The following is a 25,850-nucleotide window of genomic DNA, read 5'->3' on the forward strand; positions in this document are numbered from 1 at the left end:
CCATTCCGGCCCGGCGGTGCGCATGCCCGCCGGGCCTTTTCGTCGCCGCCCTGTGACGCGCCGGGCCGCCCGTGGCATGTTCGTGAGGACAAGCCAAGGAGCCAAGGGGAGACTTGCCATGAAAGTGGGAATCGTGGGCGCGGGCATGGTCGGGTCGGCGGCGGGCTACGCGCTGGCGCTGCGCGGCGGGGCGAGCGAGGTCGTCTTCGTCGACCGCTCCGAGGCGCTCGCCGTGGCCCAGGCCGAGGACGTGGCCCATGCCGTGCCCTTTGCCCATCCCTGCCGGGTGCGGGCCGGCGACTACGACGCGCTCGAGGGGGCAGGGGTGGTGATCCTCGCCGCCGGGGTGGCACAGAAGCCGGGCGAGGACCGCCTGAGCCTGCTGTCGCGCAATGCCGAGGTCTTCGCTCAGGTCATCGAGGGCGTGCAGCGGGCGGCGCCGGAGGCGCTGCTGCTGGTGGCCTCGAACCCGGTCGACATCATGACGCAGGTGGCCTGCAACCTCTCGCACCTGCCGCCCGAGCGGGTCATCGGTTCGGGCACGATCCTCGACACCGCGCGCTTTCGCAGCCTGCTGGGCGGTCACCTCGGCGTGGCGCCGCAGTCGGTCCATGCCTACGTGCTGGGCGAGCACGGCGATTCCGAGGTGCTGAGCTGGGCCTCGGCGCGGGCAGGCTCGGAGCCGGTGGCGCGCTTCGCCGCGCAGGTGGGCGCACCGATCACCCAGACGGTGCGCGAGCGCATCGACGCCGGTGTGCGGCGTGCCGCCTACCGCATCATCGAGGGCAAGGGCGCGACCTGGTACGGCATCGGCGCGGGCCTTGCGCGCATCGTGCAGGCGGTGCGCGACGACCAGCGCGCGGTGCTCTCGGTCTCGATGGTGACCGCCGAGGTCGAGGGCGTGCGCGACGTCGCGCTCAGCCTGCCGCGCGTGGTGGGCCGCGAGGGCGTTCTTGCCACGCTCTCGCCCGAGCTTGCCCCGGACGAGGCGCAGGCGCTGCGCACCTCGGCCGAGGTCCTCAAGGAGACCGCGGGCCAGCTGACCTGAGCGGTTGGTTCGCGCGGCCGAAAGGAACGAATCGCCGGGCGCGCCGGTTGGGATGCCAACCCGGAGGTATCCACACATGGCGCAGACCGAGAGCAATTCGCAGAGCAAGAGCAAGACCGGCGGCCAGCGCGCCGGAAACGCGCGGTCGCAGACCCGCAAGACGTCGGAGAAGGCACAGCGGAAGGCCGGCCCTGCCGGCGGGAACGGCCCCAGCCCGGTTCAGCCCGTCACCAGCCTTGTCGAGGACTACAAGGGCATTGCCCGCGCTTTCGCCGAGAATCCGGTGGTCATGCGTCCCTGCAATCTCGACGGACATGCCCGACGCCTGCACGTGCGTGCGACGATCATCGAGGATCACGCAGTACGTATTGACCAGCAGTCGCAGGGGGCCGAGGAGAAGTTCAAGAAGCTGTCCGAGTCGCTCTTCAAGTTCTTCCGTGGCACCTCGCTTCTGTTCCACCGCGACATGGCCGGCGACGACGAGCGCATGCCGACTGTCCTGGTTCTGGGCGACGTGCACCCCGAGAATTTCGGCGTGATGCCCAACGCCGACAACGTGCCGATCTTCGGCGTGAACGACTTCGACGATGTGCTCTACGGCCCCTTTACATGGGATCTCAAGCGCGGCGTCACCGGCTTCATGATCGCCTCCGAAGAGGTCGGGGGCCACAAGAAGAAGACCCGGCGCAAGATCGCGAGCCGCTTCGTGAAAGGCTACCGCGCGGGCATGGAATACTATTCCCGGCACAACACCGAGGCGACCGAGCAGATGCGGGAGGACAACAGTCCCAAGATCATCCGCAAGCTCTTCGACGAGGCGGAGGAGAGCCGCAAGGAATGGCTCTGGGACCGGTACCTCGACGAGACCGGCCGCGGATTCCGCGCGAACGAGGAGTTGACGCCGATCTCTAGCCGGCTCGACGAATTCCAGGCCTACGTCGACAAGCTGGCGGGTCAGAACGAAATCGCGCGCGACGGCCGCGCGGGCAAGCTGCGGGTCAAGGACGTGGCCATGCGGCACGGTCAGGGCACGGCCTCGCTCGGCCTGCCGCGCTACTACTGCCTGATCGAGGGGCCGGCCGGCGACGCCACGGACGATCTGATCCTCGAATTCAAGCGCGCCCGCCGCTCGGCGCTGGACGGACTGGTGCCCAAGCATGACTTTGATGCGGGCCAGGAAGGCGACCGCATCGCGCACGGCCAGTCGGTGCACCTCGCCAAGGGCGACGTCTTCTACGGCAGCGTCGAAATCGACGGCGAAAGCTTCATGTCGCGGGAACGCGCGCCTTTCCGCGAGGACATCGACCTCGACGAGCTGTCGAAGAAGAGCTGGAAGCACTACGCCGAGGCCTGCGGCCACGCGCTGGCGCAGGCTCACGCGCGCTCGGACGACGCGGGCCAGCTCGACTACCGGATCGAGCCGCGCATCCTCGAGGCGATGGAGCCCTTCGGCCTGTTCGTCGACGACATGCTGTGTTTCGCCGAGGAGGCGGTCGAGCGCATGCGCCGTGACCATGCCTTCTACAAGCGCGACCTCGAGATGGGCGCATTCGACATGACGCTCAAGCGCTACCGCTGAGGGACGTGGCGCCGCGCGGGCTTGGCCAGCGCGGCGCCTCCGATCAGTTCAGCAGGCCGGCGTGGCGCAGGGCGTCGTCCACGAGGCCCTTGGTGCCGTCCGTCAGGGTCTCGAGCGGCAGACGCACCTCGTCCTCGCAGAGGCCCAGCCGCGACATGGCGTATTTCACGCCGCAGAGCCCCGGCTCGGTGAAGATCGCCATGTGCAGCGGCATCAGCCGGTCCTGGATCTCGAGCGCGCGCTGGTAGTCGCCTTCGAGTGTCGCCGTCTGCAGTTCGGCGCACATGCGCGGCGCGACGTTGGCCGTGACCGAGATGCAGCCCGTGCCGCCCTGGGCGTTGAAGCCGTGCGCGGTCGCATCCTCGCCCGAGACCTGGATGAAGTCCTTGCCACAGGTCATGCGCTGCGCCGAGACCCGCGCCAGGTCGCCCGTGGCGTCCTTCACCCCGATGATGCGCGGCAGCTTCGACAGCGCGCCCATGGTTCCGGGCAGCATGTCCACGACCGAGCGGCTGGGGATGTTGTAGATCATGATCGGCAGGTCGCAGCATTCGTGCAGCGCGGTAAAATGCGCGATCATGCCCGACTGAGTGGGCTTGTTGTAGTAGGGCGTGACCACCAGCGCCGCATCGGCGCCCGCCTTTTCGGCGAACTGCACGAAGCGGATCGCCTCGGCAGTGTTGTTGGACCCTGCGCCGGCGACAACCGGGATGCGCCCGGCGGCGGCCTCGACCACGCAGGCGATGACCGCCTCGTGCTCCTCGTGGGTCAGCGTCGGGCTCTCTCCCGTGGTGCCCACGGGAACCAGCCCGTGGCTGCCCTCGGCGATGTGCCATTCGACGAGATGTTTGAGCGTGTCGAAATCCACCTGGCCGTCTTTCAACGGCGTGACCAGGGCAGGCATCGAACCTTTCAGCATCACACGCTCCTTCATTCCGCGGTTCCTCCCGAGAGTTTGCCATCTGACCCGAATGTGAGTTTGCCATACGGGTTCGGCGGAATACTCTCTGGGCGGCGTCTATCCCTTTTCGGCAAGGAAATTGCAAGCTCATGTCGCGCCGTTTCGCCGCACTTCTTCTCTTCATCATCAGCCTTGCCACCGGCGCCTCCGCGCAGGGGGACCGGGCCCTCGGGCAGGCCATGCAGGACATGCGCGAGGGCAACTGGGCCGCCGCGCTGATCGAGGCACGCGGCGACGGCCAGGTCGGTCTCGACGTGGTGCTCTGGCACTACCTGCGCGCCAGCCGGGGCGACCCCGGCCAGATCATGGACTTCGTCGAGCGCAATCCGGACTGGCCGGGCATGCCCTACCTGCGCGAAAAGTCCGAGATCGCGATTTCGGAGGCCGATAACGACACCGTCACGGCCTTTTTCGAGAACCATCGTCCGCAGACCGGGGCCGGGACACTGGCGCTGGCCCGGGCACTCGCGGCGCGCGGAGAGCGCGGCGCCGCCGAGGCCGAGGTCGTGCTCGCCTGGCGCACCCTGCCGCTGTCGTCCGAGGAGCGTCGCACTTTCCTGTCCGACTGGGGCGACCTGCTCGAGCCGCACCACGCGGCGCGGCTCGACATGGCGCTCTGGAAGGGCTGGGAAAGCAACGCCCGCGCCGTGGCGCCGCTGACGAGCGACGGCTGGCAGGCCCTGGCCGAGGCGCGAATCGCCCTGCGCGATCTCTCCCCCGGCGTCGACGGGCTGATCGAGGCAGTGCCCGACACGCTCGCGGGCGATCCCGGCCTGGCCTACGAGCGCTTCCGCTGGCGCCTGCGCAAGGGCCGCGACGCGGATGCCATCGAGATGCTGCTCGCCCGCTCCGGCAGTGCCGAGGATCTGGGCGAGCCCTGGGCCTGGGCCGAGCACAGGCACGACCTCGCCCACAGGCGGATGCGCGACGGCGCTTACCGCGAGGCCTACCGCATCGCTTCCGAACACTGGCTGACCGAGGGCCGGGACTTCGCCGCGCTGGAGTGGCTGTCGGGCTACATCGCGCTGCGGTTCTTCGATGACCCCGAACTGGCGCTGACGCATTTCCGCAACCACCGCGACTCGGTGGACACGCCGATCTCGCTGGGTCGCGGCGGCTACTGGATGGGCCGCGCGCTCGAGGCCATGGGCGACGACGAGGGCGCGCGGCAAGCCTACGCGCAGGGCGCCCGCTACCAGACCTCGTTCTATGGCCTTCTGGCGGCGGAACGCGGCGGGATCGAGCCCGACCCGTCGCTGGCCGGAAACGAGGAGTTCCCCGACTGGCGCGAGGCCGGGTTCACCGACTCCAGCGTCTACAAGGCCGCTGTCCTGCTGCTCGCCTCCGGCGAACGCAGCCTGGGCGAACGGTTCCTGACGCACCTCGCCGAGGGGCTCGACCGCCGCGGAATCGGCCAGATGGGCGACATGTTGGCCGAGATGGACCGGCCGCACGTGCAGGTCATGGTCGGCAAACGCGCGGCGCGCTACGGCATGCAGGTCCCGGGGCCCTACTACGCGCTGCACCCGGATCTGGTGAAGACCGACTTCCCCGTGCCGATGGAGATGGTGCTCGCCATCGCAAGGCGCGAATCCGAGTTCGACCCGGGCGTGGTCAGCCACGCCGGCGCGCGCGGGCTGATGCAGTTGATGCCGGGCACGGCCAAGGACGTCTCGGGCTGGCTGGGCCTGCCCTACCGCCACGAGGGCCTGCTGACCGATCCCGCCTACAACGCCCGGCTGGGCTCGACCTATCTCGCGCGGCTCTCCGATCGCTTCGACGGGAACCCGGTCATGATGGCCGCGGGCTACAACGCGGGGCCTGGCCGGCCGCTCAACTGGATGGAGCGCTGGGGGGATCCGCGCTCTGGCGAGGTGGACGTGATCGACTGGATCGAGACCATTCCATTCAACGAGACCCGCAACTACGTGATGCGCGTGACCGAGAGCCTGCCGGTCTACCGCGCACGGCTGGGCCGCGACCCGCACCCGGTGCCCTTCAGCGAGGAACTGATCGGCAGCACGCAGAGGCGGCAGGCCATGGCCGGCGAATAGCACCGGGCACCGGCGCCTTCATCTTTCCTCAAATACGCAAACCCGTCGCGGCCTGCCGCGACGAGGGCGAAGCCCCCGGATTTTTCGCAGAAAGATCCGCGCGCCCCGCCCGCGGGGCAGGACGTGCTCAGGCGGCCTTGCGCTCGCGCCAGAGGGTGAAGATCCCCGCGCCCACGATGATCGCCGCGCCGATCGCCACGTTGAGCCGGATCGTCTCGCCGAAGACCGCCACGCCGAGCGCGGAGGCGAAGACCAGCTGCAGGTAGGCGAAGGGCTGCACGGCGCTGGCCTCGGCGACCTCGTAGCACTTGATGAGCGTGTAGTGTCCCGCTGCACCGGACATGCACAGCAGGATCATCCAGCCCCAGTCGGGCAGGGTCATCGCCTCCCAGAACCAGGCGCCGATGGCGGTGGCGGCCACGGCCCCGGCCACGCCGGTCCAGAAGAACGAGGTCGCCGCGCTGTCGCGGCGCCCGACGTAGCGCGTGAGCAGCCCGTAGAGCGCGAACATCAGCGCTGCCAGCAGGGGCACCACGGCATAGGGCGAGAACACCCCGCCCGAGGGTTGCAGGATAATGATCACGCCCACGAAGCCCACGCCGATGGCCGCCCAGCGGCGCCAGCCAACCTTCTCGCCCAGGATCGGCCCCGAAAGCGCGGCGATGAGCAGCGGGTAGCAGGCAAAGACCGCGTGGCTCTCGACCAGCCCGAGCAGCACGAAGGCCGAGACCATCACGCAGATCTCGAGCACGAGGAAGACCCCGCGAAAGACCTGCAGGCCCGGCATGGCGCTGGCCGCCGCGGCGCGCAGGCCACCGGCCTGCCGCCCGGCCACGGCGATCACGAAGGCGGCGAAGAACCAGTAGCGGATCATCACCACCATGTAGACGTTGTATTCGTCCGAGAGGTGGCGCGAGAGCCCGTCCTGCATCGCGAAGATGAAGGTCGTCAGCACCATCATCCAGATGCCGAGTTTCTGGTTCTGCTCCGTCATACTGCCAACCTCGCAACCGTCATGTGCCGTTTCCGGCCGTATCCCGGCTCGCGCGAGACTGCAAATCCCGCCGCCTCCAGCGCCCGGCGCACGTGGCCGGCGGCGGTATAGGTCGCCGCCGTGCCGCCCGGCGCGGTGTGGCGCGCGACCTCGGCCATGAGATCGGCGCCCCAGAGCTCGGGGTTGCGCGCGGGCGAGAAGCCGTCGAGGAACCAGGCGTCCGCGCGGCCTGCCCAGCGGGGCAGCGTCTCGCGCGCGTCACCGGTCACCAGCGTGAACTCGAGATCCGGCAGCACGATCCGTGTCGCGCCCTCGCGCCAGAAGGGCGCAAGGGCCGCGGCCTCGGCCGCCACGGCCGGAAAGGCCGCCTGCGCGCGGATCATGTCCTCGGCGCTCATGGGATAGGCCTCGAAGCTGGTGAAGCGCAGCGCGCCCGGTGTGCCGGCCTCGCGCCAGGCCGCCAGCGTGGCAAGCAGGTTCAGCCCGGTGCCGAAGCCGAGCTCGGCCACGTGGACCCCGTCGCGGAAACGCGCGGGCAGGTCGTTTCCCGCGAGGAAGGTGTGCCGGGTCTCGGCCAGTCCGTCCTCGAGCGAGTAGTAGGGGTCGTCGAAGCGTGCGGAAACCGGCACATCTCCGTCGCGCCAGAGCGTGGCGTCGGGCTGGTCTGTCATCTCGGCCTGTCCTAGGTATGGCGCGACCATGACCGGAGGGCAGGGCGATGGCAAGCGTGGACGTGACGGTGCGCGGGGCGGGCATTTTCGGCCTCTCGGTGGCCTGGGCCTGCGCCCGCCGGGGCGCGAGCGTGGCGGTGATCGACCCGGCCGGTCCGGGCGCCGGGTCGAGCGGCGGCCTCGTCGGGGCGCTGGCCCCGCACGTGCCCGAGAACTGGAACCCCAAGAAGGCCTTCCAGCTCGAAAGCCTGCTCATGGCCGAGGGTTTCTGGCACGAGGTGGCGCGGACCGGCGGGGTCTCGCCCGACTACGCGCGGCTCGGGCGGTTGCAACCGGTGGCCGACGACCACGGGGTCGAGCTGGCCCGGGCGCGGGTGGAGACGGCGCGTGACCTCTGGGGCGATGCGGCCGCCTGGGAGGTGATCCGCGCCGAGGCGGCCGGTCCCTGGGCGCCGGTCACGCCCACGGGCTGGCTGATCCGCGACACGCTTAGCGCGCAGATGGCGCCGCGCCGGGCCTGCGCGGCACTGCGGGCGGCGCTGGAGGTGCGCGACGTGCACGTGCAGACCGAAGGGGACGACGCGGGCGCGGTGATCCACGCGACCGGCTGGCGCGGGCTGCAGGAGCTGTCGGAGGCGCTGGGCCGCAAGGTCGGCACCGGGGTGAAGGGGCAGGCGGTGCTGCTGCGTCACGACGCGGGCGCGGTGCCGCAGGTCTTCGCCGGGGGGCTGCACATCGTGCCGCATGGCGACGGAACCGTCGCGCTGGGCTCGACTACAGAGCGCGATTTCGACGATCCGGCCTCGACCGACGGGCAATGCGACGACCTGGTCGAACGCGCGGCGCTGGCGATGCCGGTGCTGCACGGCGCCGAGGTGATCGAACGCTGGGCCGGGGTGCGCCCGCGCGCGCGCAGCCGGGCGCCGATGCTGGGCGGCTGGCCCGACCGTCCCGGGCATTTCATCGCCAACGGCGGGTTCAAGATCGGCTTCGGCATGGCGCCCAAGGTGGCCGAGGTCATGGCCGATCTGGTGCTCGAGGGGCGCGACGAGATCCCGGAGGGCTTCCGGGTCGAGGATTCGCTCTGAGGGGCTTCGCCCCCGTCGCGGCAGGCCGCGACGAAAGTGCGTATTTGGAACAAGAAGAAGCGGCTGGGGCCGTTCAGTCGAACTTGCGGGATGGGGCGAGCACCTTGGCCTCGCCGACCAGCACGGGCTTGCCGTCGACGGTGCAGGCGCAGTCGAGCGTGACGCGGCGCTTGGCGAACTCGATCTCCGTCACTTTGACCTCGGCGTGGACGACGTCGCCGGGGCGCACCGGCCCCACGAACTTCAGCGTCTGCCCGAGGTAGACCGTGCCGTGACCGGGCAGCTGCTCGCCGATCACCGCCGAGATCAGGCCCGCCGTCAGCATCCCGTGGGCGATGCGCCCTTCGAAGATCGTGTCCTGCGCGTAGGCGTCGTCGAGGTGGACCGGGTTGTGGTCGGTCGAGACCTCGGCGAAGAGCTCGATGTCGCGGTCGGTCACGCGCTTCTGCACGTAGCGGGTCATCCCCATCTCGATGTCCTCGATGCAGATCGTTCCGCGGGGAAGATTGTCGAGCATGTCCGCCTCCATCGCATTTCGCCTGATAACAATTCTATATCACGTCGCCATGTTTCGGCAACTTTATTACTTCGCGCGCGCAGAAAAGCAAGCAGATTCCGGCCTGCCGGGCCCCGGGAGGCGGGTCAGCCCGGCAAGCCGGTGGCGAGACACCAGAGCCCGAAGGCAATCAGCGCCGCGCCGGTGCCGTGGGCGAGGAGACGCGGCCACGGCACGAGCTTTTCGGCCAGCACGTAGGCGGCCAGCCCGGCGATCCACCACAGGTTCATGATCCCGCCCACGAAGAGCAGGGCCATGAGCGCCCAGCAGCAACCGAGGCAGTAGAGCCCGTGGTCGACCCCATGACGAGCGCGCCGCCCGGCCCTGGCCGATGGTGGGCGGCGACGAAATGCGCCGGGCTGCGGCAGTGATCGAGGCAGGCGTGCTTGAGCGTGCTGAACTGGTAAAGCCCCGCGGCAAGCAGCACCATCCCTGCGAGCAGGCGCGAGCTGACGGCCATCATGGCGCCCTCGACGAGGCCCGCGGCCTCGAGCCCCCATTGCAGGCCCGTGGCCAGCGCCGAGAAGCCGGCCCAGGCCAGCAGGTAGCCCGCGAGGAAGAGCAGGCCCAGAGCATGGGCGCGCTCGCGGTCGGTCCCGGCCTTCTTGAGCGCGACGAAGAGCAGCAGCATGGGCGCCGCGCTGGGCGTCATCATGGCGATCATCATGATCCACCACATGAGGAAGACCAGCAGCGCGTAGCCTGCGCTCCATTGCGGGGCCATGGGCATCTGCATCGGCTGGCCGACCGGACGGGCCATGCGGGTCATTTCGAGGGCGGACATGTTCATGCCCACCCCCGACAGCGTGTAGATCGCAGCGATGGCAAAGATCGCCGCCACGGCAGCCGCGACGATCAGGATGTCCCGGCGGGCCAGCCGCTCGGCCAGCCCGGGCCGCGGTGGCGGCCCGCCTGTTGCGCTCGTCATGGCGGCGCGTCCGGGCTCAGGCGCGGACCACGCCGGCGCCCGTCAGGTGCAGGTGCGCGACATGGGCGTGGCTGGCGTTGTTCTTGAGCAGTTCGATGGCGGCATCCCGCGTCTCCGTGCTGCCGCAGGCGAACTCGGCCTCCGCGAACTCGAACCCGTGCGGCAGCGTCACCGCGACCCGGTGCGGATCGCCGGAGACGATGTTGGGGATCGGCTTGATCTCGGTGCGAAAAACGTCGCCCACCTTGATCGAGCCGATGCCGGTCTCGCGGTCGTAGGCCATGTCGATCTTCGCAGTGAGAACCGGGTGCCGGTTGGGCGACATGGCGCCGAAGACGTACCACATGGTGGCCATTTCCTCGGTGTCCTCGCCGGTCATGATCGCCTCGAGCGCGGCGCGCTGTTCGGCCGTGGCGGCCTCGTCGATGATGAGCTGCATCTGGCCGTTGCCCTCGTGCACCGCGCCGGGCCACTTGTAGAGCGTTGCGGCCTTGAGCCCGCCCAGGTCGACATTGCCGTAGTGGCCTTCCTTGATGTCGAAGGCCACGGCGGCTTCGCAGGTGCCATCGCTGGGCAGCTGGCTGAACTGGCAGGGGCACCCGAAGGCGCAGTTGCAGTTGGCGAGCTCGAAGGCGCGAATTGTCCAGTCTGTCATGATGTGGTCCCCCTGTTCGGGATGACGGGAAATGATCGGGCCGGGGCCCGGAGAAGAAATTCGATCGGAACGGAATACCGGAAGAAAAAGACGCACGGCCTGGAAGCCGTGCGCCCGAGGATACACGAACGGGACTGTGCGGCCAAATGCCGCAAAGCGTGATTTTCGTGTCAGCGCAGGAAGCCGATGGAATAGGTCGGCGCGGACTGCTGATCGGCCAGGTAGGACTCGAGCGCCGCCTTCTCGGGCTGACGGTCGGTCTTGGTCTCCTTTGCCGCGAGGCCGCCCGAGATGAAGAGCGAATCGATCTCCTCGCCCATGGCGCCGGCGATGTCGGTCTTGATGCCGTCGCCGATGGCCAGGACCGCGCTGTCGTTGATGTCCGGCGCGACCTCGTGCAGGCGCTGCCGCGCAAGGTCGTAGATCGGCGGATGCGGCTTGCCGAAGTAGAGGCTCTCGCCGCCCATCTCGGTGTAAAGCGCGGCGATCGCGCCGGCGCACCACTCGCGCGCCTCGCCACGGTCCACCACGATGTCGGGGTTGGCACAGAGCAGCTTCAGCCCCTTCTGCTTGGCCAGAAGGAGCTGCGGGCGCAGCGTGTCGGGCGCGGCGAGCGCGTCGAAGGGGCCGCAGCACACGATGCCCTCGGCCTCCTCGAGCTCGACCCGCTCGATGCGCACCGGGTCCTCGACCAGGTGCAGCGGCTCGAAGAAGGGCAGGTCGAAGTCGGTGCCCAGGAACCAGACCCGGTTGCCGACGGCGCCGCGATACATCGCCGCGCGCGCGGCATCGCCCGAGCTGCCGATGTTGTCCCAGGCGTCGTCGGGCACGCCGAAGCGGGCGATCTGCTTGGCCACCTCGTGGCGCGAGCGCGGGGCGTTGGTCAGCAGCACCACGACGCCGCCCGTCTTGCGGTACTCCTGCAGCGCCTCGACGGCCTCGGGGTAGGCCGTGACGCCGTTGTGCACGCAGCCCCAGAGGTCCACGAAAAGCGCCTCGTATTGATCAGAGATGTCGGAAAGTCGGTCGATGATCTGGGTCATGCTGGCCTCTGCAGAGTTCTCTCCGCCCTTGTAGGGGAGAGCGCCTGCAGGGGCCAGAGCGCATCCCCGGGGGGGCGGCCGCCATCAGCCGCGGTGCGTGACGCTCCAGCCGAAACGCGCGGTCTCGCCGGCTGGCAGATCGAGCGCCCAGGGACGCTCGGCGATCTGTGGCGAGGCGCCCTCGCGCGCGGCCATGCCGTGCCAGGGCTCGATGCAGACGAAGGGCGCCCCCGGCTTGCTCCAGATCGCGAGGTTGGGAAGGTTCTCGAAGGCGAACTCCAGCCGCGGACCGTCCTCGGGGCCGTAGGCGAGGGCGCTCCCGGCGCTCTCGGGGAAGATCATCGCGTCGGCCTCGAACATCGCCGGGTCGAGCGTCAGCCGGCCCGCATCGAAGGGCGAGGCATGGCGCGCCTCGGGCAGCAGCCCGTCCGGCGAGAGACGGGCCATCGCGGGCGCGGCGCCGTTGGCGAGCGTCACGTGGTGGGCCTGCCCTTCCGCGCCCGGCAGGGGCCAGCGAAAGGCCGGGTGAAAACCGAAGCCGAAGGGCAGGGGGCGCGTGTCGAGGTTGGTGACGCTGACCGAGACCGAGAGGGTCGCGCCCTCGATCCGGTGCTCTGCCGCGATCTCGAAGGCGAAGGGATAGACCGCGCGGGTCGCCTCGCTGTCGCGCAGCAGGTGGCGGCAGCGATCGGGCTGCCGCTCGGCCAGTTCGAAGACCGAGCGGCGGGCAAAGCCGTGCTGGCGCATCTCCGCCTCGTGGTCGCCCGCTGCCACGCGGTCGCCGGGCGCGCGGCCGACGATGGGAAAGAGCATCGGGGCCCGGCCGCCCCACCACGCCGGATCGCCATGCCAGAGCAACTCGTCGCCGGCGGCGGTCCGAAGGTTCTGCATCTCGGCGCCCAGCGGCGCGACCGAGGCGGAAAGGGCGTCGCTGGCGATGCGGATCGTCTCGTCGGTCATGGGCGCGGTCTCTCCTGCGTCGCTCGCACGGGCGCAGGGTGGCGCAGCAGCGGTGCGATGGCCAGTGCCCCGGACTGTCGTCGCGGCGCAGTGCCGGTCGAACGAAAAGAAAAAGGGCGCCCCCGGCCGGGGCGCCCCTGGTGTCGCGGCCGATCCGGCGGATCAGGCCTTGAGGTTCGGGATGATCTGCTTCTTGCGGCTCATCACGCCGGGCAGCACCACGGTGTCGCCCTCGACGGTGACGTCGAAGCTCTTCTCGGCGACCGACTTCACGGTGTCGTTCGGGATGAGCATCGTCGCTTCTTCCTTGAGGATGTCCACGACGAAGAGCAGCACCTCGTCGACGCCGTCTTCCTTCGCCACGGTCTTCATCGTCTCCATGAGCGAGGCCTTGCGGCCCAGCGGCATCTCGGGCGCGGTGGTTTCCAGGACCGAGACGCGGAACTTGGTGCCGTCGACGGCATATTCCTTGGAGTCCATGCGCAGCAGCTCGGCATCCGAGAAGGCCGAGACGTCGGACTTGGCGGCGAACATCTTGGCGGCGAAGTCGGGGATATCGACGCCCAGCTCGACGGCCAGCTTCTGCGCCACGGCCTTGTCGTGGTCGGTGGTGGTGGGCGAGCGGAATTCCATCGTGTCCGACAGGATGCAGGTCAGGGCCGCGCCCTTGATCGGGTCGGGCATGCGTTCGGCGTCATCGGCCATCAGGTCGACCAGGATCGTCGCCGTGCAGGCCAGCGGGCGCACGGTGATGTCGATCGGACCCTTGGTCTCGAGGCCGCCGGTCAGCTTGTGGTGGTCGATGATGCCCTTGATGTCGGCCGCGTTGATCGAGGCCGGCAGCTCGGCCGGGTTGTTGGTGTCCACGATGACCACCGGCGCGCTCTCGTCCACGTCGGAGATGATCTGCGGCTTGTCGAGACCCCAGTGTTCGAGCATGAAGGCGGCCTCGGTGTTGGGCTCGCCCAGCAGGGCGGGGGCCGCGTTCTCGCCCTTGATCTCGTTGAGGTACCAGGACCAGACGATGGGGCTGCCGGTGCTGTCGGTGTCGGGGGACTTGTGGCCGAAAACCAGGGTGGTCATCGAAAAACTCCTTGGGTGCGGATCGGAACTCGCGCGCCTTATAGGAGCGGCCCCGGTGATTGTCACCCGCCGAAATAGGGCCCCGAGGCCCTGTTTGCGATAGCACCGGGTGGTACCATGGAACCTGTCCCGGGCCGCACGTGTTCCCCCGTCGAAAGGAGCCGACCGCATGACACCTTCCGCGACCATGAAAGCCCTCGACACCGCTCAGGACGTCCCGCCGGACCCGCGCGAGCCGATGACCGACGTGCAGGCCGCGCGCCTCCGCGATCTGTCCGACCGAACCGGCGAAAGCTACGACGAGAACCTGACGATGCAGGAAGCCGAGCGCCGGATCGCGGATCTCGAGGACATCGCCTGGTAAGAGCGCTCGCCGCAGTGCGGCGGCAGTTTTCGTTTACCGGGTGGCAGTGACCTGCTATGCGGCTTCCAAACGCCCGCCGGGTGTTTGTTCAGCGTTGAACTATCTTCGCGACGAGGCTGCTGATGTCCGACTCCGCCCAGGAAACGCTGCGCCAGGCGGCGCTCCATTACCACGAGAACCCCAAGCCCGGTAAGCTCGAGGTCCGCGCGACCAAGCCGCTGGCCAACGGCCGCGATCTCGCGCTCGCCTATTCGCCGGGGGTGGCCGAGGCCTGCCTCGATATCAAGGCCGACCCCAAGGCGGCGGCGCGCTACACGGCGCGCGGCAACCTGGTCGCGGTGGTCTCGAACGGCACGGCCGTGCTGGGCCTCGGCAACATCGGACCGCTTGCGTCCAAGCCGGTGATGGAGGGCAAGGCGGTCCTCTTCAAGAAGTTCGCCAACATCGACTGCTTCGACCTCGAGCTGAACGAGCCGGACCCCGAGAAGCTGGCCGAGCTGGTCTGCGCGATGGAGCCCACCTTCGGGGCGATCAACCTCGAAGACATCAAGGCCCCCGACTGTTTCATCGTCGAGAAAATCTGCCGCGAGCGGATGAACATCCCCGTCTTCCACGACGACCAGCACGGCACCGCCATCGTCGTCGGCGCCGCCGCGCTCAACGCGCTGCACGTCGCGGGCAAGAAGTTCGAGGACATCAAGCTGGTCTCGACCGGCGGCGGGGCGGCGGGCATCGCCTGCCTCAACATGCTGGTGAAGCTCGGCGTCAAGCGCGAGAACATCTGGCTCTGCGACATCCACGGCCTCGTTCACGAGGGCCGCGAAGAGGACATGACCCCGCAGAAGGCGGCCTTTGCCCAGCCCGGCGACCTGCGCACGCTCGACGAGGTGATCGAGGGCGCCGACATGTTCCTCGGTCTCTCCGGCCCGGGCGTGCTCAAGCCCGAGCATGTCGCAAAGATGACCGCGCAGCCCATCGTCTTCGGCCTCGCCAACCCCACGCCCGAGATCATGCCCGACGACGTGCGCGCCGTCGCACCCGACGCGATCATCGCCACCGGGCGCAGCGACTTCCCGAACCAGGTCAACAACGTCCTGTGCTTCCCCTTCATCTTCCGGGGCGCGCTCGACGTCGGCGCCACCGAGATCAACGACGAGATGCAGATCGGCTGCGTCGAGGGAATCGCGGCGCTGGCCCGCGCCACCACCAGCGCCGAGGCCGCCGCCGCCTACCACGGCGAGCAGCTGACCTTCGGTGCCGACTACCTGATCCCGAAACCCTTCGACCCGCGGCTCTCGGGCGTCGTCTCCTCGGCCGTGGCCAAGGCCGCGATGGAGTCGGGCGTGGCCGAACGGCCGCTCGACGACCTGCAGGCCTACAAGGACCGGCTCAACGCGAGCGTCTTCAAATCCGCGCTGCTGATGCGCCCGGTCTTCGAGGCCGCGCGCACCGCCTCGCGCCGCATCGTCTTTGCGGAGGGCGAGGACGAGCGCGTGCTGCGCACGGCCCAGGCGATCCTCGAGGAGACGACCGAGCAACCGATCCTGATCGGCCGCCCCGAGGTGCTCGAGACCCGCTGCGAACGCCTCGGGCTCGAGGTGCGGCCCGGCCGCGACTTCCAGGTCGTGAACCCGGAGAACGACCCGCGCTACCGCGACTACTGGGAAACCTATCACGAACTCATGGCCCGGCGCGGCGTGACGCCCGACATTGCACGCGCGGTGCTGCGCACCAACACCACGGCCATCGCCGCGGTCATGGTCCACCGCGACGAGGCCGACAGCATGATCTGCGGCACCTTCGGCGAATACCGCTGGCACCTGAACTACATCACGCAGGTGCTGGGGCAGGACGGGCTCGACCCGCATGGCGCCCTCTCGATGATGATCCTCGAGGACGGGCCGCTCTTCATCGCCGACACCCAGGTCTGGACGGATCCCACGCCCGAGCAGATCGCGCGCACCGCGCTGGGCGCCGCGCGCCACGTCCGCCGTTTCGGGCTCGAGCCCAAGGTGGCGCTCTGCTCGCGCTCGCAGTTCGGCAACCACGCCGACGGCTCCGGCCCGCGCCTGCGTGCGGCGCTGGAGATCCTCGATTCCGAGCCGCGCGATTTCGTCTACGAAGGCGAGATGCACGTCGACTCGGCGCTCGATCCCGACCTTCGCGGGCGCCTGCTGCCGAAGAACCGGCTCGAAGGTCCGGCCAACGTGCTGATCTTCGGCGAGGCCGACGCGGCCAGCGCGGTGCGCAACATCCTCAAGGCCAAGGCCAGCGGGCTCGAGGTGGGGCCGATCCTCATGGGGATGGGCAACCGCGCGCATATCGTGACGCCCTCGATCACCTCGCGCGGTCTGCTGAACATGTCGGCCGTCGCGGGCACGCCGGTCGCCAGCTACGGTTGATGCCGGGCGGGCGCCTCAGGCGCCCTGGTAGACCCGACGCTTCCGGCGCCGCCTCGGGTGCCGGGCATATGTCGGCGGGTTTTCCTGCTTTGCGATCCGACGATCCTGCCGCCGCGTCGACCGCCGCTTGCGGCGCCGCTTGCGCCGGATGCGCAGGATCGCCGCCACGAAGGCCAGCACGAGCGCGACGAGAACATAGATCCCCGGGCCGCTTCCGGTCTCTTCCAGCGGCGCGGGCTCGGCGGGCAGCGTTCCGTCCGCCGGGGCATTCGCACCGAAGTAGCTGCCGGGCGCCTTGAAGAGCGGCCCCGGGGTGAAACCGGCCACCTCAATCGCGGAGTCGCTGGGCGTCACAGGCCCGAGAAACCCGCCGCGGTCATCGGACGAGAAGGGGATGGCCTCCGGTCCGGCAAGAGTATCCGCCGTCGCGGACAGTCCCGGTTCCGCCGTCCGCATCTCGGACGGCAGGTAGGTTTCGCTGGTGGCCTCGGCCGTCCAGGCACAAACGGAAAGCGCCGAGAGGGCAAGCCGCGACAGAGCGCGCCCCGGAAGAGGGCGTGGAACCAAGGGCATGGCATTCAACCTGTGGGAGTCTGTTTATTGATAGATACACGCGGAATGTTGCCGCCGGACAGCCTCATTCCTGCAACGGCGGCTTTGCCTTGCTCATGACCGCCATGCGCGAGCGAATCGTTCCGGGTGCCCGCGGACCGTGTCGGTGGTGCGAGGCGCGTTGCGGCGCCGGTCTGTGCCGCCAACACGCTCGTCGAGACCGATCGATTTGCAGGATCGCGCTTTGCATATTTGCAGATCGCTCCCGCATTTGCCGATTATCCGTTAATATTCGCACGGTTTGCAAAGTTTGCGCCGGTTCAGGGCGCCGAGTTCGCAAAACATCTGCGATATTCTGTCCTGTGCTACGCTAACATTGTTGCCCGGTCGGCACTGTGGGCCGTATCCCGGATGTCAGGACGAGAGGAGGCGCTCCATGGGATACAAGGACGTTTACGGCGCGTGGCGGGAGGACCCCAACGGGTTCTGGATGGACGCCGCGCAGGCGATCGAGTGGGACAAGCAACCCTCGAAGGCGCTCTTCGATGCGGGCGACGGCCAGTTCGAATGGTTCGCGGACGGCATGGTGAACACATGCTGGAACGCGGTCGACCGCCACGTCGAGAACGGGCGCGGCGAACAGGTGGCGATCATCTGGGACAGCCCGATCACACATACCAAGCGCGAGATCACCTACGTCGAGCTGCGCAACCGCGTCGCAAACCTCGCCGGGGCGCTGCGCGCCAAGGGCGTCGAGAAGGGCGACCGCGTCATCATCTACATGCCGATGATCCCCGAGGCGCTCGAGGCCATGCTGGCCTGCGCCCGACTGGGTGCGATCCATTCGGTCGTCTTCGGCGGTTTCGCGGCGCACGAACTGGCGGTGCGCATCGACGATGCCCAGCCCAAGTGCATCATCGCCGCCTCCTGCGGGATGGAGCCGGGCCGCACCGTCCACTACAAGCCGCTGCTCGACGGCGCGTTGGCGCAGGCGAAGCACCAGCCCGACTTCTGCGTGATCTTCCAGCGCGAGCAGGAGGTTGCCCACCTCGAGGAGGGGCGCGACGTCAACTGGCATGGCTTCCAGTACGGCACCGAGCCGGCCGAATGCGTGCCGGTCGAGGGCAATCACCCCGCCTACATCCTCTACACCAGCGGCACGACCGGCCAGCCCAAGGGCGTGGTGCGCCACACCGCCGGACACCTCGTGGCGCTGAACTGGACGATGAAGAACATCTACAACGTCGATCCGGGCGATACCTTCTGGGCCGCCTCCGACGTGGGCTGGGTCGTCGGGCACAGCTACATCTGCTACGCGCCGCTCATCCACGGCAACACCACCATCGTCTTCGAGGGCAAGCCCGTCGGCACCCCGGACGCCGGGACCTTCTGGCGGGTGATCTCCGAGCACAAGGTGCGCAGCTTCTTCACCGCGCCCACCGCCTTCCGTGCGGTCAAGCGCGAGGACCCCAAGGGCGAGTTCGTGAAGAAATACGACCTGTCCTGCCTTCAGACGGTCTACCTCGCCGGCGAGCGGGCCGACCCCGACACGATCACCTGGGCGCAGCAGCAGCTCGGCGTGCCGGTCATCGACCACTGGTGGCAGACCGAGACGGGCTGGGCCATCGCCGCCAACCCGATGGGGATCGAGGAGCTTCCGGTCAAGCTGGGCAGCCCCTCGGTGCCGATGCCGGGCTACGACGTGCAGATCCTGGACGAGGCCGGCCACCCCGTGCCCGCCGGCACGCTTGGCGCCATCGCGATCAAGCTGCCGCTGCCGCCGGGTACGCTGCCCACGCTGTGGAACGCCGAGGCGCGCTTCCACAAGGCCTACCTCGAGCATTTCCCGGGCTACTACGAGACGGGTGATGCCGGCATGATCGACGACGAGGGCTACCTCTACATCATGGCGCGCACCGACGATGTCATCAACGTGGCCGGGCACCGGCTGTCCACGGGCGGAATGGAGGAGGTGCTGGCCTCGCACCCGGACGTGGCCGAATGTGCGGTGATCGGTGTGGCCGATCCGCTCAAGGGGCAGGTGCCGATGGGCTTCCTTTGCCTCAACTCGGGCTGCAACCGTCCGCATGAGGAGGTCTGCAAGGAAGCGGTCGCGCTGGTGCGCCAGCAGATCGGCCCTGTCGCGGCCTTCAAGCTGTGCTGCGTGGTGGACCGTCTGCCCAAGACCCGCTCGGGCAAGATCCTCCGCGCCACCATGGTCAAGATCGCCGACGCCGAGGAGTTCAAGACCCCGGCAACGATCGACGATCCCGCCATCATCGACGAGATCCGCGCCGCGGTGCGGGAACTGGGCTACGCCAAGGAACCGGCCTGAGGCCCATCGGAACGGAGGAGGCGCCGGGCGGGTAGGGAGGCCCGCCCGGCCACGAACATAAGACCGGTCGCAGCGGCGACGCCCACGTGAGGACCCGTAGCGGCTGGCGCTGCTCCCCAAGCGTGGCGGACAGCGTCGTCCCGGCGGTGGCGGGCCGCGGATGTCCAGAACCCGATGCGAAGCGTTGTCGCCGATGACGCGGGCCTGGTCCGGTCGCGCGACCCGGAGCTTAGTCGAGGGCGGGCCGCTGCGACGCGGCGATGCACCAAAGCCCGCGTCGGTCAGCCGTGGGCGTGTTGTTGCTCGTGATTCTGCCCATGGCCGCCACCGTCCTCGTGGTCATGCCCATGTCCGTGGCTGCCGTGGTCGGTCATGCGGGGGTCCATCATGCCTTCCTTCACGCCGAAGTGCAGCAGCAGCACGTTCACCGGGTAGGCGGCGACAAGGCCGCAGGTCAGCGACACGATCAGCGAAGACCAGAACCGGACATCGCCTATCCCGGCATCGCCGGCGAGCGTGAGATCCACGGTGATCGCGACAAGTTCCATGATGAAAATCGAGGGCGTCTCGGAGATCAGGGCATCCTTCATGGCCTGACGCTTCGACGTTCCGCCCTGCACCAATGGGCCCACGGTCAGGGCGAAGCCCGCCGCATAGGCGAAGGCAAAGGTCATTGCCACCGTTCCCGTCGTGCCCAGCCGCAGGAGGCCGACCGCCAGGATCAGGCCCACGATTTCGCCCATGCCGCAGCCCGAATAGCAGTGCGCGACGGACCGGAACGACCGGCGCCAAAGGTGATCGTCGGGGATCTCCTTGCGGCCGGTCCGCCAGTAGACCAGCAGGCCCAGCGGCCCGGAATAGACCACGGTCAGTGCCCAGACGACCTTCATCAGGCTCATGAGGTGGGTATTGTTGTGCTTGAGGTCGCGCAAGAGGATCGCGAGCGACGGCAGCATGAGCGCGGCCCAGGCGACGAGGAACCACGGCGACGAGATGACGGATTCGATGGTCTGCATGTGGCTGCAACACCGGCCACGGAAGTAATGTTCCCTCAGACCTCGTAGAGTTCCAGCGGCAGCCCATCGGGATCGGCGAAAAAGGTGAAGCGGCGGCCGGTGATGTCGTCCACCCGCACCGGCTCCACCGCGACGCCACGCGCCCCGAGCCAGTCGCAGGCCTCGGCCAGGTCCTCGACCGCGAAGGCAAGGTGCCGCAGGCCCGCCGCCTCCGGGCGCGAGGGGCGCCGGGGGGGATCGGGAAAGCTGAAGAGCTCGAGCTGCCCGCCGTCCGGCAGGCCGAGGTCCAGTTTCCAGCTCTCCCGGGCCTGGCGAAAGGTCTCGGCGAGAATCGGCAGGCCCAGGATCTCGGTGTAGAAGGCGCGGCTGCGGGCGTAGTCCGTGCAGATCACGGCGACATGGTGAATTCCGCGCAGCCCAAGGGTCATACGAATTGCTCGCGGATCAGCCGCTCTTCCAGCCCGTGCCCCGGGTCGAAGAGCACGCGGTGCGCGACGCGGGGCTCCGAGCGCACATCGACGCGCAGCACCTCGCGGACCGAGCGGCTGTCCGCCTCGGCCATGACCGGGCGCTTCTCGTGTTCCAGCACCTCGAAGCAGACTTCCGCCGCCTTGGGCAGCAGCGCGCCCCGCCAGCGGCGCGGGCGGAAGGCTGCCACGGCGGTCAGTGCAAGCACCTCGGCGCCGATAGGCAGGATCGGCCCGTGCGCCGAGTAGTTGTAGGCCGTCGAGCCCGCCGGCGTCGCCAGAAGCGCCCCGTCGCAGACCAGTTCGGGCATGCGCAGCTTGCCGTCCACGTGGATCGCCAGCCGCGCCGCCTGCGGACCGGAGCGCAGTAGCGAAACCTCGTTGATCGCCAGCGCCTCGGTGACCTCGCCGTCGACGCCGTGCGCGCGCATCGACAGCGGGTTGATCACCGCCTCCTCGGCTGCCTCCAGCCGCTCGGGCAGGGCATGTTCCGAGTATTCGTTCATCAGGAAGCCCACCGTGCCCCGGTTCATGCCGTAGACCGGCACGCCCAGTTCCTCGGTCCGGTGCAGCGTGTGCAGCATGAACCCGTCGCCCCCCAGTGCCACGATCACGTCCGCGCCGTCCTCGGCGTGGTTGCCGTAGCGCCGCGTCAGCGCGGCCAGCGCCGCCTCGGCTATGGGGGCGCGCGAGGCGCAGAAGGCAATTCTCAGCGACATGTGTTTCCCCGCCTCTCCCGTCGGGTCCGAAACAAGCACAAGTTTCCGGCCCCTGCCAGAGAGGTCGCCTTATAAATCCGACGCGTCGCGATGGTGCCTTTGATGTGCGGCGGGTTTGCTTTACTAGACCCCCAGTCAAGAAATCCATGACACGGGAGACACGCACATGAATGCCCCGCACCGCGATGACGGCTTCTTCACCCAGGACCTCGCCGACCGCGACCCCGAGATCGCCGCGGCGATCAAGGGCGAACTGGGTCGCCAGCGCGACGAGATCGAACTGATCGCGTCGGAGAACATCGTCTCCCGCGCCGTGATGCAGGCGCAGGGATCGGTCATGACCAACAAGTACGCCGAGGGCTACCCCGGCCGCCGCTACTATGGCGGCTGCGACTGGGTGGACGTGGCGGAAAACCTCGCCATCGACCGCGCCAAGCAGCTCTTCGGCTGCGAGTTCGCCAACGTGCAGCCCAACTCCGGGTCGCAGGCCAACCAGGGCGTCTTCACCGCGCTGATCCAGCCCGGCGACACCATCCTCGGCATGAGCCTCGACGCTGGCGGTCACCTGACCCACGGCGCCAAGCCCAACCAGTCGGGCAAGTGGTTCAACGCCGTGCAATACGGCGTGCGCAAGCAGGACAACATGCTCGACTACGACGAGGTCGCCGCCCTCGCGCAGGAGCACAAGCCCAAGCTCATCATTGCCGGCGGCTCGGCCATCCCGCGCCAGATCGATTTCGCCAAGATGCGCGAGATCGCCGACAGCGTTGGCGCATGGCTGCACGTCGACATGGCGCACTTCGCGGGCCTCGTCGCGGCGGGCGAGCATCCCTCGCCCTTCCCGCATGCCCACGTCGCCACCACGACGACGCACAAGACCCTGCGCGGCCCGCGCGGCGGCATGATCCTCACCAATGACGAGACCATCGCCAAGAAGGTCAACTCGGCGATTTTCCCCGGCATCCAGGGCGGCCCGCTGATGCACGTCATCGCCGCCAAGGCCGTGGCCTTCGGCGAGGCGCTGGACCCCTCGTTCAAGACCTACGCCCAGCAGGTCATCAAGAACGCGCAGGCGCTGTCGGATCAGCTCATCAAGGGCGGGCTCGACACCGTGACCCACGGCACCGACACCCACGTCGTGCTCGTCGACCTGCGGCCCAAGAACGTGAAGGGCAACGCGACCGAGAAGGCGCTGGGCCGCGCGCACATCACCTGCAACAAGAACGGCGTGCCCTTCGACCCCGAAAAGCCGACCGTGACCTCGGGCATCCGTCTCGGCTCGCCCGCCGGCACCACGCGCGGCTTCGGCGAGGAAGAGTTCCGCCAGGTGGCCGACTGGATCATCGAGGTGGTCGACGGTCTCGCCGCCAACGGCGAAGAGGGCAACGCCGAGGTCGAGGCCAAGGTCAAGGCCGAGGTCGAGGCGCTCTGCAAGCGTTTCCCGGTCTACCCCGAGGGCTGAAGCCCGCCGGAACAGGACAAGGCCCGCATCGCGGGACCGGAAAGGGCCGGGCGCCATGCCCGGCCCTTTTTCGTTGATGCCTCGCCGCAAGGCCTCTGGCGCCGGGCCACGAAAAAGCCCCCCGGACCCGGGGTCCGGAGGGCTCGAAACCGTCGGGATGGCGCGTCGCTCAGCCCGGGTTCTTGGCAAAGCGCAGGTAGGGCAGCCGGATGTCCAGCTCGCCGTATTTCTCCTTGGCCTGCTCGTCGTTGAGCGCGGTCGCCACGATCACGTCCTGGCCGACCTCCCAGTTCGCGGGCGTCGCCAGCGGCTGCTCGTAGGTGCGCTGCAGGCCGTCGAGGGCGCGCAGCACCTCGGCAAAGTTGCGGCCCACGGTCATCGGGTAGGTCATCGACAGCTTCAGCTTCTTGTCCGGGCCGATGATGAAGACCACGCGCACGGTCGCGCTGTCGGCGGGCGTGCGGCCGTCGGGCAGGTAGGCCTCGGCGGGCAGCATGTCGAGCGCCTTGGCGACCTTCAGGTCATCGTCGGCAACGATCGGGAAGCCGGCTGCCGCGCCGGCGGTCTTCTCGATGTCGCCCTTCCACTTCTTGTGGTCCTCGACGCCGTCGACCGAGATGCCCATCACCTTGGTGCCGCGCTTGGCCCATTCGTCAGCCAGCTGCGCCACGGCGCCGAACTCGGTGGTGCAGACGGGGGTGAAGTCCTTGGGGTGCGAGAAGAGGATCGCCCAGCTGTCGCCGATCCAGTCGTGCAGATCGAACTCGCCCTGGTCGGTGACCACGTGAAGGTTGGGGATTTCGTCGTTGATGCGCAGAGCCATGAGTCTCTCCTGTGCGTTGAACCCGGTATCGCGACCTAGATATATTCTAAATCCGATATGTAAAGTTGTCTGGCAAAGCCTTTCTCCTGGCGCGGCACCTTGCCGCGCGTGGGGGCTTCCACGCTGACGTAACGCAAACGCGGGCCGTGGCAAAGACCCTCGCGGCCCGATCTAGAAGGGCGCCTTGGCCCGGAACTTCACGCCCTCGTTGCCGTCGGGGTGGTTCAGCCGCAGCTCCTCGGCGTGCAGCATCAGGCGCGGGTGGGTGGCCGTCGTCTCGGGCGCGTAGAAGGGATCGCCGAGGATGGGGTGGCCCAGCTCGAGCATGTGCACCCGCAGCTGATGGCTCCGCCCGGTGCGGGGATGCAGGCGCACGCGGCTCTCGTCGTCCTCGGCCCGCAGCACGCGGTAGTCGGTGACGGCTGGCTTGCCGGTCTCGTGATCGACCTTCTGCCGGGGCCGGTTCGGCCAATCGACGATCAGCGGCAGGTCGACCGTCCCGCTGCGCTCCGCCATGCGCCCGGCGACGCGGGCGACGTAGGTCTTCTTGACCTTCCGCGCCTCGAACTGCTGCCCGAGGTGACGTTGCGCGTGGGGCGTGAGGCCGAAGATCATCACACCCGACGTGTCGCGGTCGAGCCGGTGCACCAGTCGCACGGTCGGAAAGGCCTCCTGCAGGCGCGAGATCAGGCAGTCGGCCAGCTCGGGCCCCTTGCCGGGCACCGAGAGCAGCCCGGAGGGCTTCTCGACCACGAGGATCTCGTGGTCGTCGTGCAGGATGCGGATCGCATCCCCGGGCGGGTCGTAGGTGTCGCTCATGACGGGCGCATTGGCAAAAGCCGTGGCCGGGCGCAAGCCTCGACCGGGCGGGTCGCCGGCGTGCGGCGCGGGATCAGACCCGTTCCACCGCGATCGCCGTGCCCTCGCCGCCGCCGATGCAGATCGCCGCGACGCCGCGTTTCAGCCCGTGGGTCTCGAGCGCGTTCAGCAGCGTGACGATGATCCGGGCGCCGCTCGCGCCGATGGGATGCCCCAGCGCGCAGGCGCCGCCGTGCACGTTCACCACGTCGCGCGGCAGGCCCATTTCCTTCATGAAGGCCATCGGCACCACCGCGAAAGCCTCGTTCACCTCCCAGAGGTCCACGTCCGAGGTCTTCCAGCCGATCCGCTCCAGCAGCTTGTGCGCGGCGGGGACGGGGGCCGTCGGGAACTGTGCGGGCGCCTGTGCATGGCTCGCGTGGCCCAGCACGCGGGCGCGGGGCGGGGTGCCGGCGCGGGCCGCCCGGTCGAGCGTCGTCATCACCAGTGCCGCTGCCCCGTCGGAGATCGAGGAACTGTTGGCCGCCGTCACCGTGCCGTCCTTGCGGAAGGCGGGTTTCAGCATCGGGATCTTTTCGGGCCGCGCGCGGGCGGGCTGTTCGTCGCAGGTGATGACCTCCTCGCCGGTGCGGGCGTGGATCGTGACCGGTGCGATCTCGCGCGCGAAGGCGCCCGAGCGCTCGGCGTCGCGCGCGTTGTCGAGCGAGGCAATGGCATACTGGTCCTGCGCCTCGCGGGTGAACTGGAAAGCCTGCGCGCAATCCTCGGCGAAGGTGCCCATGAGCCGCCCCTTGTCGTAGGCGTCCTCCAGACCGTCGAGGAACATGTGGTCGATCACCTTCCCGTGGCCGATGCGGGCGCCGCCGCGCATCTTGGGCAGCAGGTAGGGCGCGCCGGTCATGCTCTCCATGCCGCCGGCCACCACGCAGGAGATCTGTCCCAGCGCAAGCTGGTCGAAGGCCGTCATCGCTGCCTTCATCCCCGAGCCGCACATCTTGTTGAGCGTGGTCGCGGGCACCTGCTCGCCGAGGCCGGCCCGGAAACCCGCCTGCCGCGCCGGGGCCTGGCCCTGGCCTGCGGGCAGTACGCAGCCCATCAGCAGCTCCGAGACCTCCGGGCCGCCCGCCTCGGCCAGCGCGGCGCGGATCGCCGCGCCGCCCAGTTCGGCGGCCGGGACCTCGGAAAAGGCGCCCTGGAAGCCCCCCATGGCGGTGCGTGCGGCCCCGGTGATCACCACGTCCTGCATCGTCGTCTCCTCCCGTTTCAGCCCA

The 25,850-nt window shown here is 68.9% G+C and carries 23 protein-coding genes and 1 pseudogene; 8 read left to right on the plus strand and 16 right to left on the minus strand.

Annotated elements, in window-relative coordinates; all coding sequences use genetic code 11:
- Positions 1–118 precede the first annotated feature (118 nt).
- On the plus strand, positions 119–1,048 hold the full coding sequence (locus SALMUC_RS16730; protein ID WP_020038451.1) for an L-lactate dehydrogenase: 930 nt from the start codon (positions 119–121) through the stop codon (positions 1,046–1,048).
- A 76-nt stretch (positions 1,049–1,124) separates the two neighbouring features.
- Positions 1,125–2,627, plus strand: coding sequence for a DUF2252 domain-containing protein (locus SALMUC_RS16735; protein ID WP_020038450.1), 1,503 nt, complete (start codon positions 1,125–1,127; stop codon positions 2,625–2,627).
- A gap of 43 nt (positions 2,628–2,670) precedes the next feature.
- Here the strand turns inward: SALMUC_RS16735 and dapA are convergent, their stop codons facing one another.
- A complete protein-coding gene (gene dapA, locus SALMUC_RS16740) occupies positions 2,671–3,546 on the minus strand; it encodes a 4-hydroxy-tetrahydrodipicolinate synthase (protein ID WP_037372140.1) in 876 nt (291 codons plus the stop codon).
- A 131-nt stretch (positions 3,547–3,677) separates the two neighbouring features.
- Here dapA and SALMUC_RS16745 point away from each other — a divergent pair, with 131 nt between their 5' ends.
- Positions 3,678–5,642 (plus strand): lytic transglycosylase domain-containing protein, encoded by a 1,965-nt coding sequence (locus tag SALMUC_RS16745; RefSeq protein WP_020038448.1) that lies wholly within the window; start codon positions 3,678–3,680, stop codon positions 5,640–5,642.
- Positions 5,643–5,769: 127 nt separating this feature from the next.
- Here the strand turns inward: SALMUC_RS16745 and SALMUC_RS16750 are convergent, their stop codons facing one another.
- Positions 5,770–6,636, minus strand: a complete 867-nt coding sequence (locus SALMUC_RS16750) for a DMT family transporter (protein WP_020038447.1) — start codon at positions 6,634–6,636, stop codon at positions 5,770–5,772.
- Positions 6,633–7,307: a tRNA (5-methylaminomethyl-2-thiouridine)(34)-methyltransferase MnmC2 gene (gene mnmC2 / locus SALMUC_RS16755; protein ID WP_020038446.1), complete on the minus strand. Its 675-nt coding sequence runs from the start codon at positions 7,305–7,307 to the stop codon at positions 6,633–6,635. Before mnmC2 ends, SALMUC_RS16750 begins: the two co-directional genes overlap by 4 nt.
- 47 nt (positions 7,308–7,354) lie before the next feature.
- Here mnmC2 and SALMUC_RS16760 point away from each other — a divergent pair, with 47 nt between their 5' ends.
- The gene (locus SALMUC_RS16760) at positions 7,355–8,395 is read left to right on the plus strand and encodes an NAD(P)/FAD-dependent oxidoreductase (protein WP_020038445.1); all 1,041 of its coding nucleotides are present in this window, start codon (positions 7,355–7,357) and stop codon (positions 8,393–8,395) included.
- Between the two features lie 73 nt (positions 8,396–8,468).
- Here SALMUC_RS16760 and SALMUC_RS16765 read toward each other — a convergent pair whose 3' ends face one another.
- The 6 genes and pseudogenes from SALMUC_RS16765 to SALMUC_RS16790 all read right to left on the minus strand — a co-directional run bounded on the left by SALMUC_RS16765 (position 8,469) and on the right by SALMUC_RS16790 (position 13,620).
- Complete coding sequence (locus SALMUC_RS16765) at positions 8,469–8,912, minus strand: MaoC family dehydratase (protein ID WP_037372142.1); 444 nt, start codon at positions 8,910–8,912, stop codon at positions 8,469–8,471.
- A gap of 125 nt (positions 8,913–9,037) precedes the next feature.
- Positions 9,038–9,879 (minus strand): annotated as a pseudogene (locus SALMUC_RS31705) (DUF2182 domain-containing protein).
- Positions 9,880–9,895: 16 nt separating this feature from the next.
- Positions 9,896–10,534 carry a DUF1326 domain-containing protein gene (locus tag SALMUC_RS16775; protein WP_020038442.1) on the minus strand — a complete coding sequence of 213 codons (639 nt, stop codon included), beginning with the start codon at positions 10,532–10,534 and terminating at the stop codon, positions 9,896–9,898.
- A gap of 170 nt (positions 10,535–10,704) precedes the next feature.
- On the minus strand, positions 10,705–11,577 hold the full coding sequence (locus tag SALMUC_RS16780) for a TIGR01459 family HAD-type hydrolase (RefSeq protein WP_020038441.1): 873 nt from the start codon (positions 11,575–11,577) through the stop codon (positions 10,705–10,707).
- An 84-nt stretch (positions 11,578–11,661) separates the two neighbouring features.
- Complete coding sequence (locus SALMUC_RS16785) at positions 11,662–12,537, minus strand: aldose 1-epimerase family protein (protein WP_020038440.1); 876 nt, start codon at positions 12,535–12,537, stop codon at positions 11,662–11,664.
- A gap of 162 nt (positions 12,538–12,699) precedes the next feature.
- Complete coding sequence (locus SALMUC_RS16790; protein ID WP_020038439.1) at positions 12,700–13,620, minus strand: manganese-dependent inorganic pyrophosphatase; 921 nt, start codon at positions 13,618–13,620, stop codon at positions 12,700–12,702.
- A gap of 169 nt (positions 13,621–13,789) precedes the next feature.
- Between SALMUC_RS16790 and SALMUC_RS16795 the strand changes: the two genes are divergently transcribed.
- Both SALMUC_RS16795 and SALMUC_RS16800 read left to right on the plus strand, forming a co-directional pair.
- A complete protein-coding gene (locus SALMUC_RS16795; RefSeq protein WP_020038438.1) occupies positions 13,790–13,984 on the plus strand; it encodes a DUF3072 domain-containing protein in 195 nt (64 codons plus the stop codon).
- A gap of 122 nt (positions 13,985–14,106) precedes the next feature.
- Complete coding sequence (locus tag SALMUC_RS16800) at positions 14,107–16,386, plus strand: NADP-dependent malic enzyme (RefSeq protein WP_020038437.1); 2,280 nt, start codon at positions 14,107–14,109, stop codon at positions 16,384–16,386.
- Between the two features lie 15 nt (positions 16,387–16,401).
- Here SALMUC_RS16800 and SALMUC_RS16805 read toward each other — a convergent pair whose 3' ends face one another.
- Entirely contained in the window at positions 16,402–16,959 is a 558-nt protein-coding gene (locus tag SALMUC_RS16805; protein ID WP_037372093.1) for a hypothetical protein, read from the minus strand.
- A 415-nt stretch (positions 16,960–17,374) separates the two neighbouring features.
- On the opposite strand from SALMUC_RS16805, the gene prpE reads away from it, so the two are divergent.
- Positions 17,375–19,273 carry a propionate-CoA ligase PrpE gene (prpE, locus tag SALMUC_RS16810; RefSeq protein WP_020038435.1) on the plus strand — a complete coding sequence of 633 codons (1,899 nt, stop codon included), beginning with the start codon at positions 17,375–17,377 and terminating at the stop codon, positions 19,271–19,273.
- Between the two features lie 281 nt (positions 19,274–19,554).
- On the opposite strand, the gene SALMUC_RS16815 is transcribed toward prpE, so the two are convergent.
- Genes SALMUC_RS16815 through SALMUC_RS16825 form a run of 3 tightly spaced genes read right to left on the minus strand, consistent with a single transcriptional unit; the run spans position 19,555 to position 21,475 of the window.
- Complete coding sequence (locus tag SALMUC_RS16815) at positions 19,555–20,289, minus strand: DUF4396 domain-containing protein (RefSeq protein ID WP_020038434.1); 735 nt, start codon at positions 20,287–20,289, stop codon at positions 19,555–19,557.
- A 35-nt stretch (positions 20,290–20,324) separates the two neighbouring features.
- Complete coding sequence (gene gloA2, locus SALMUC_RS16820) at positions 20,325–20,717, minus strand: SMU1112c/YaeR family gloxylase I-like metalloprotein (RefSeq protein ID WP_020038433.1); 393 nt, start codon at positions 20,715–20,717, stop codon at positions 20,325–20,327.
- Positions 20,714–21,475, minus strand: coding sequence for an NAD kinase (locus SALMUC_RS16825; RefSeq protein ID WP_020038432.1), 762 nt, complete (start codon positions 21,473–21,475; stop codon positions 20,714–20,716). The genes gloA2 and SALMUC_RS16825 overlap by 4 nt, the downstream gene beginning before the upstream one ends.
- A gap of 166 nt (positions 21,476–21,641) precedes the next feature.
- Between SALMUC_RS16825 and glyA the strand changes: the two genes are divergently transcribed.
- On the plus strand, positions 21,642–22,937 hold the full coding sequence (gene glyA, locus SALMUC_RS16830; protein WP_021120539.1) for a serine hydroxymethyltransferase: 1,296 nt from the start codon (positions 21,642–21,644) through the stop codon (positions 22,935–22,937).
- A 169-nt stretch (positions 22,938–23,106) separates the two neighbouring features.
- Here glyA and SALMUC_RS16835 read toward each other — a convergent pair whose 3' ends face one another.
- The 3 genes from SALMUC_RS16835 to SALMUC_RS16845 form a co-directional block, all read right to left on the minus strand.
- Positions 23,107–23,760 carry a peroxiredoxin gene (locus SALMUC_RS16835; protein ID WP_020038430.1) on the minus strand — a complete coding sequence of 218 codons (654 nt, stop codon included), beginning with the start codon at positions 23,758–23,760 and terminating at the stop codon, positions 23,107–23,109.
- A 171-nt stretch (positions 23,761–23,931) separates the two neighbouring features.
- Positions 23,932–24,579 carry an RluA family pseudouridine synthase gene (locus SALMUC_RS16840; protein ID WP_020038429.1) on the minus strand — a complete coding sequence of 216 codons (648 nt, stop codon included), beginning with the start codon at positions 24,577–24,579 and terminating at the stop codon, positions 23,932–23,934.
- 73 nt (positions 24,580–24,652) lie between these two features.
- Positions 24,653–25,825 carry an acetyl-CoA C-acyltransferase gene (locus tag SALMUC_RS16845; protein ID WP_020038428.1) on the minus strand — a complete coding sequence of 391 codons (1,173 nt, stop codon included), beginning with the start codon at positions 25,823–25,825 and terminating at the stop codon, positions 24,653–24,655.
- Positions 25,826–25,850: the final 25 nt, after the last annotated feature.

It is taken from the genome of Salipiger mucosus DSM 16094, assembly GCF_000442255.1.
GTDB lineage: Bacteria > Pseudomonadota > Alphaproteobacteria > Rhodobacterales > Rhodobacteraceae > Salipiger > Salipiger mucosus.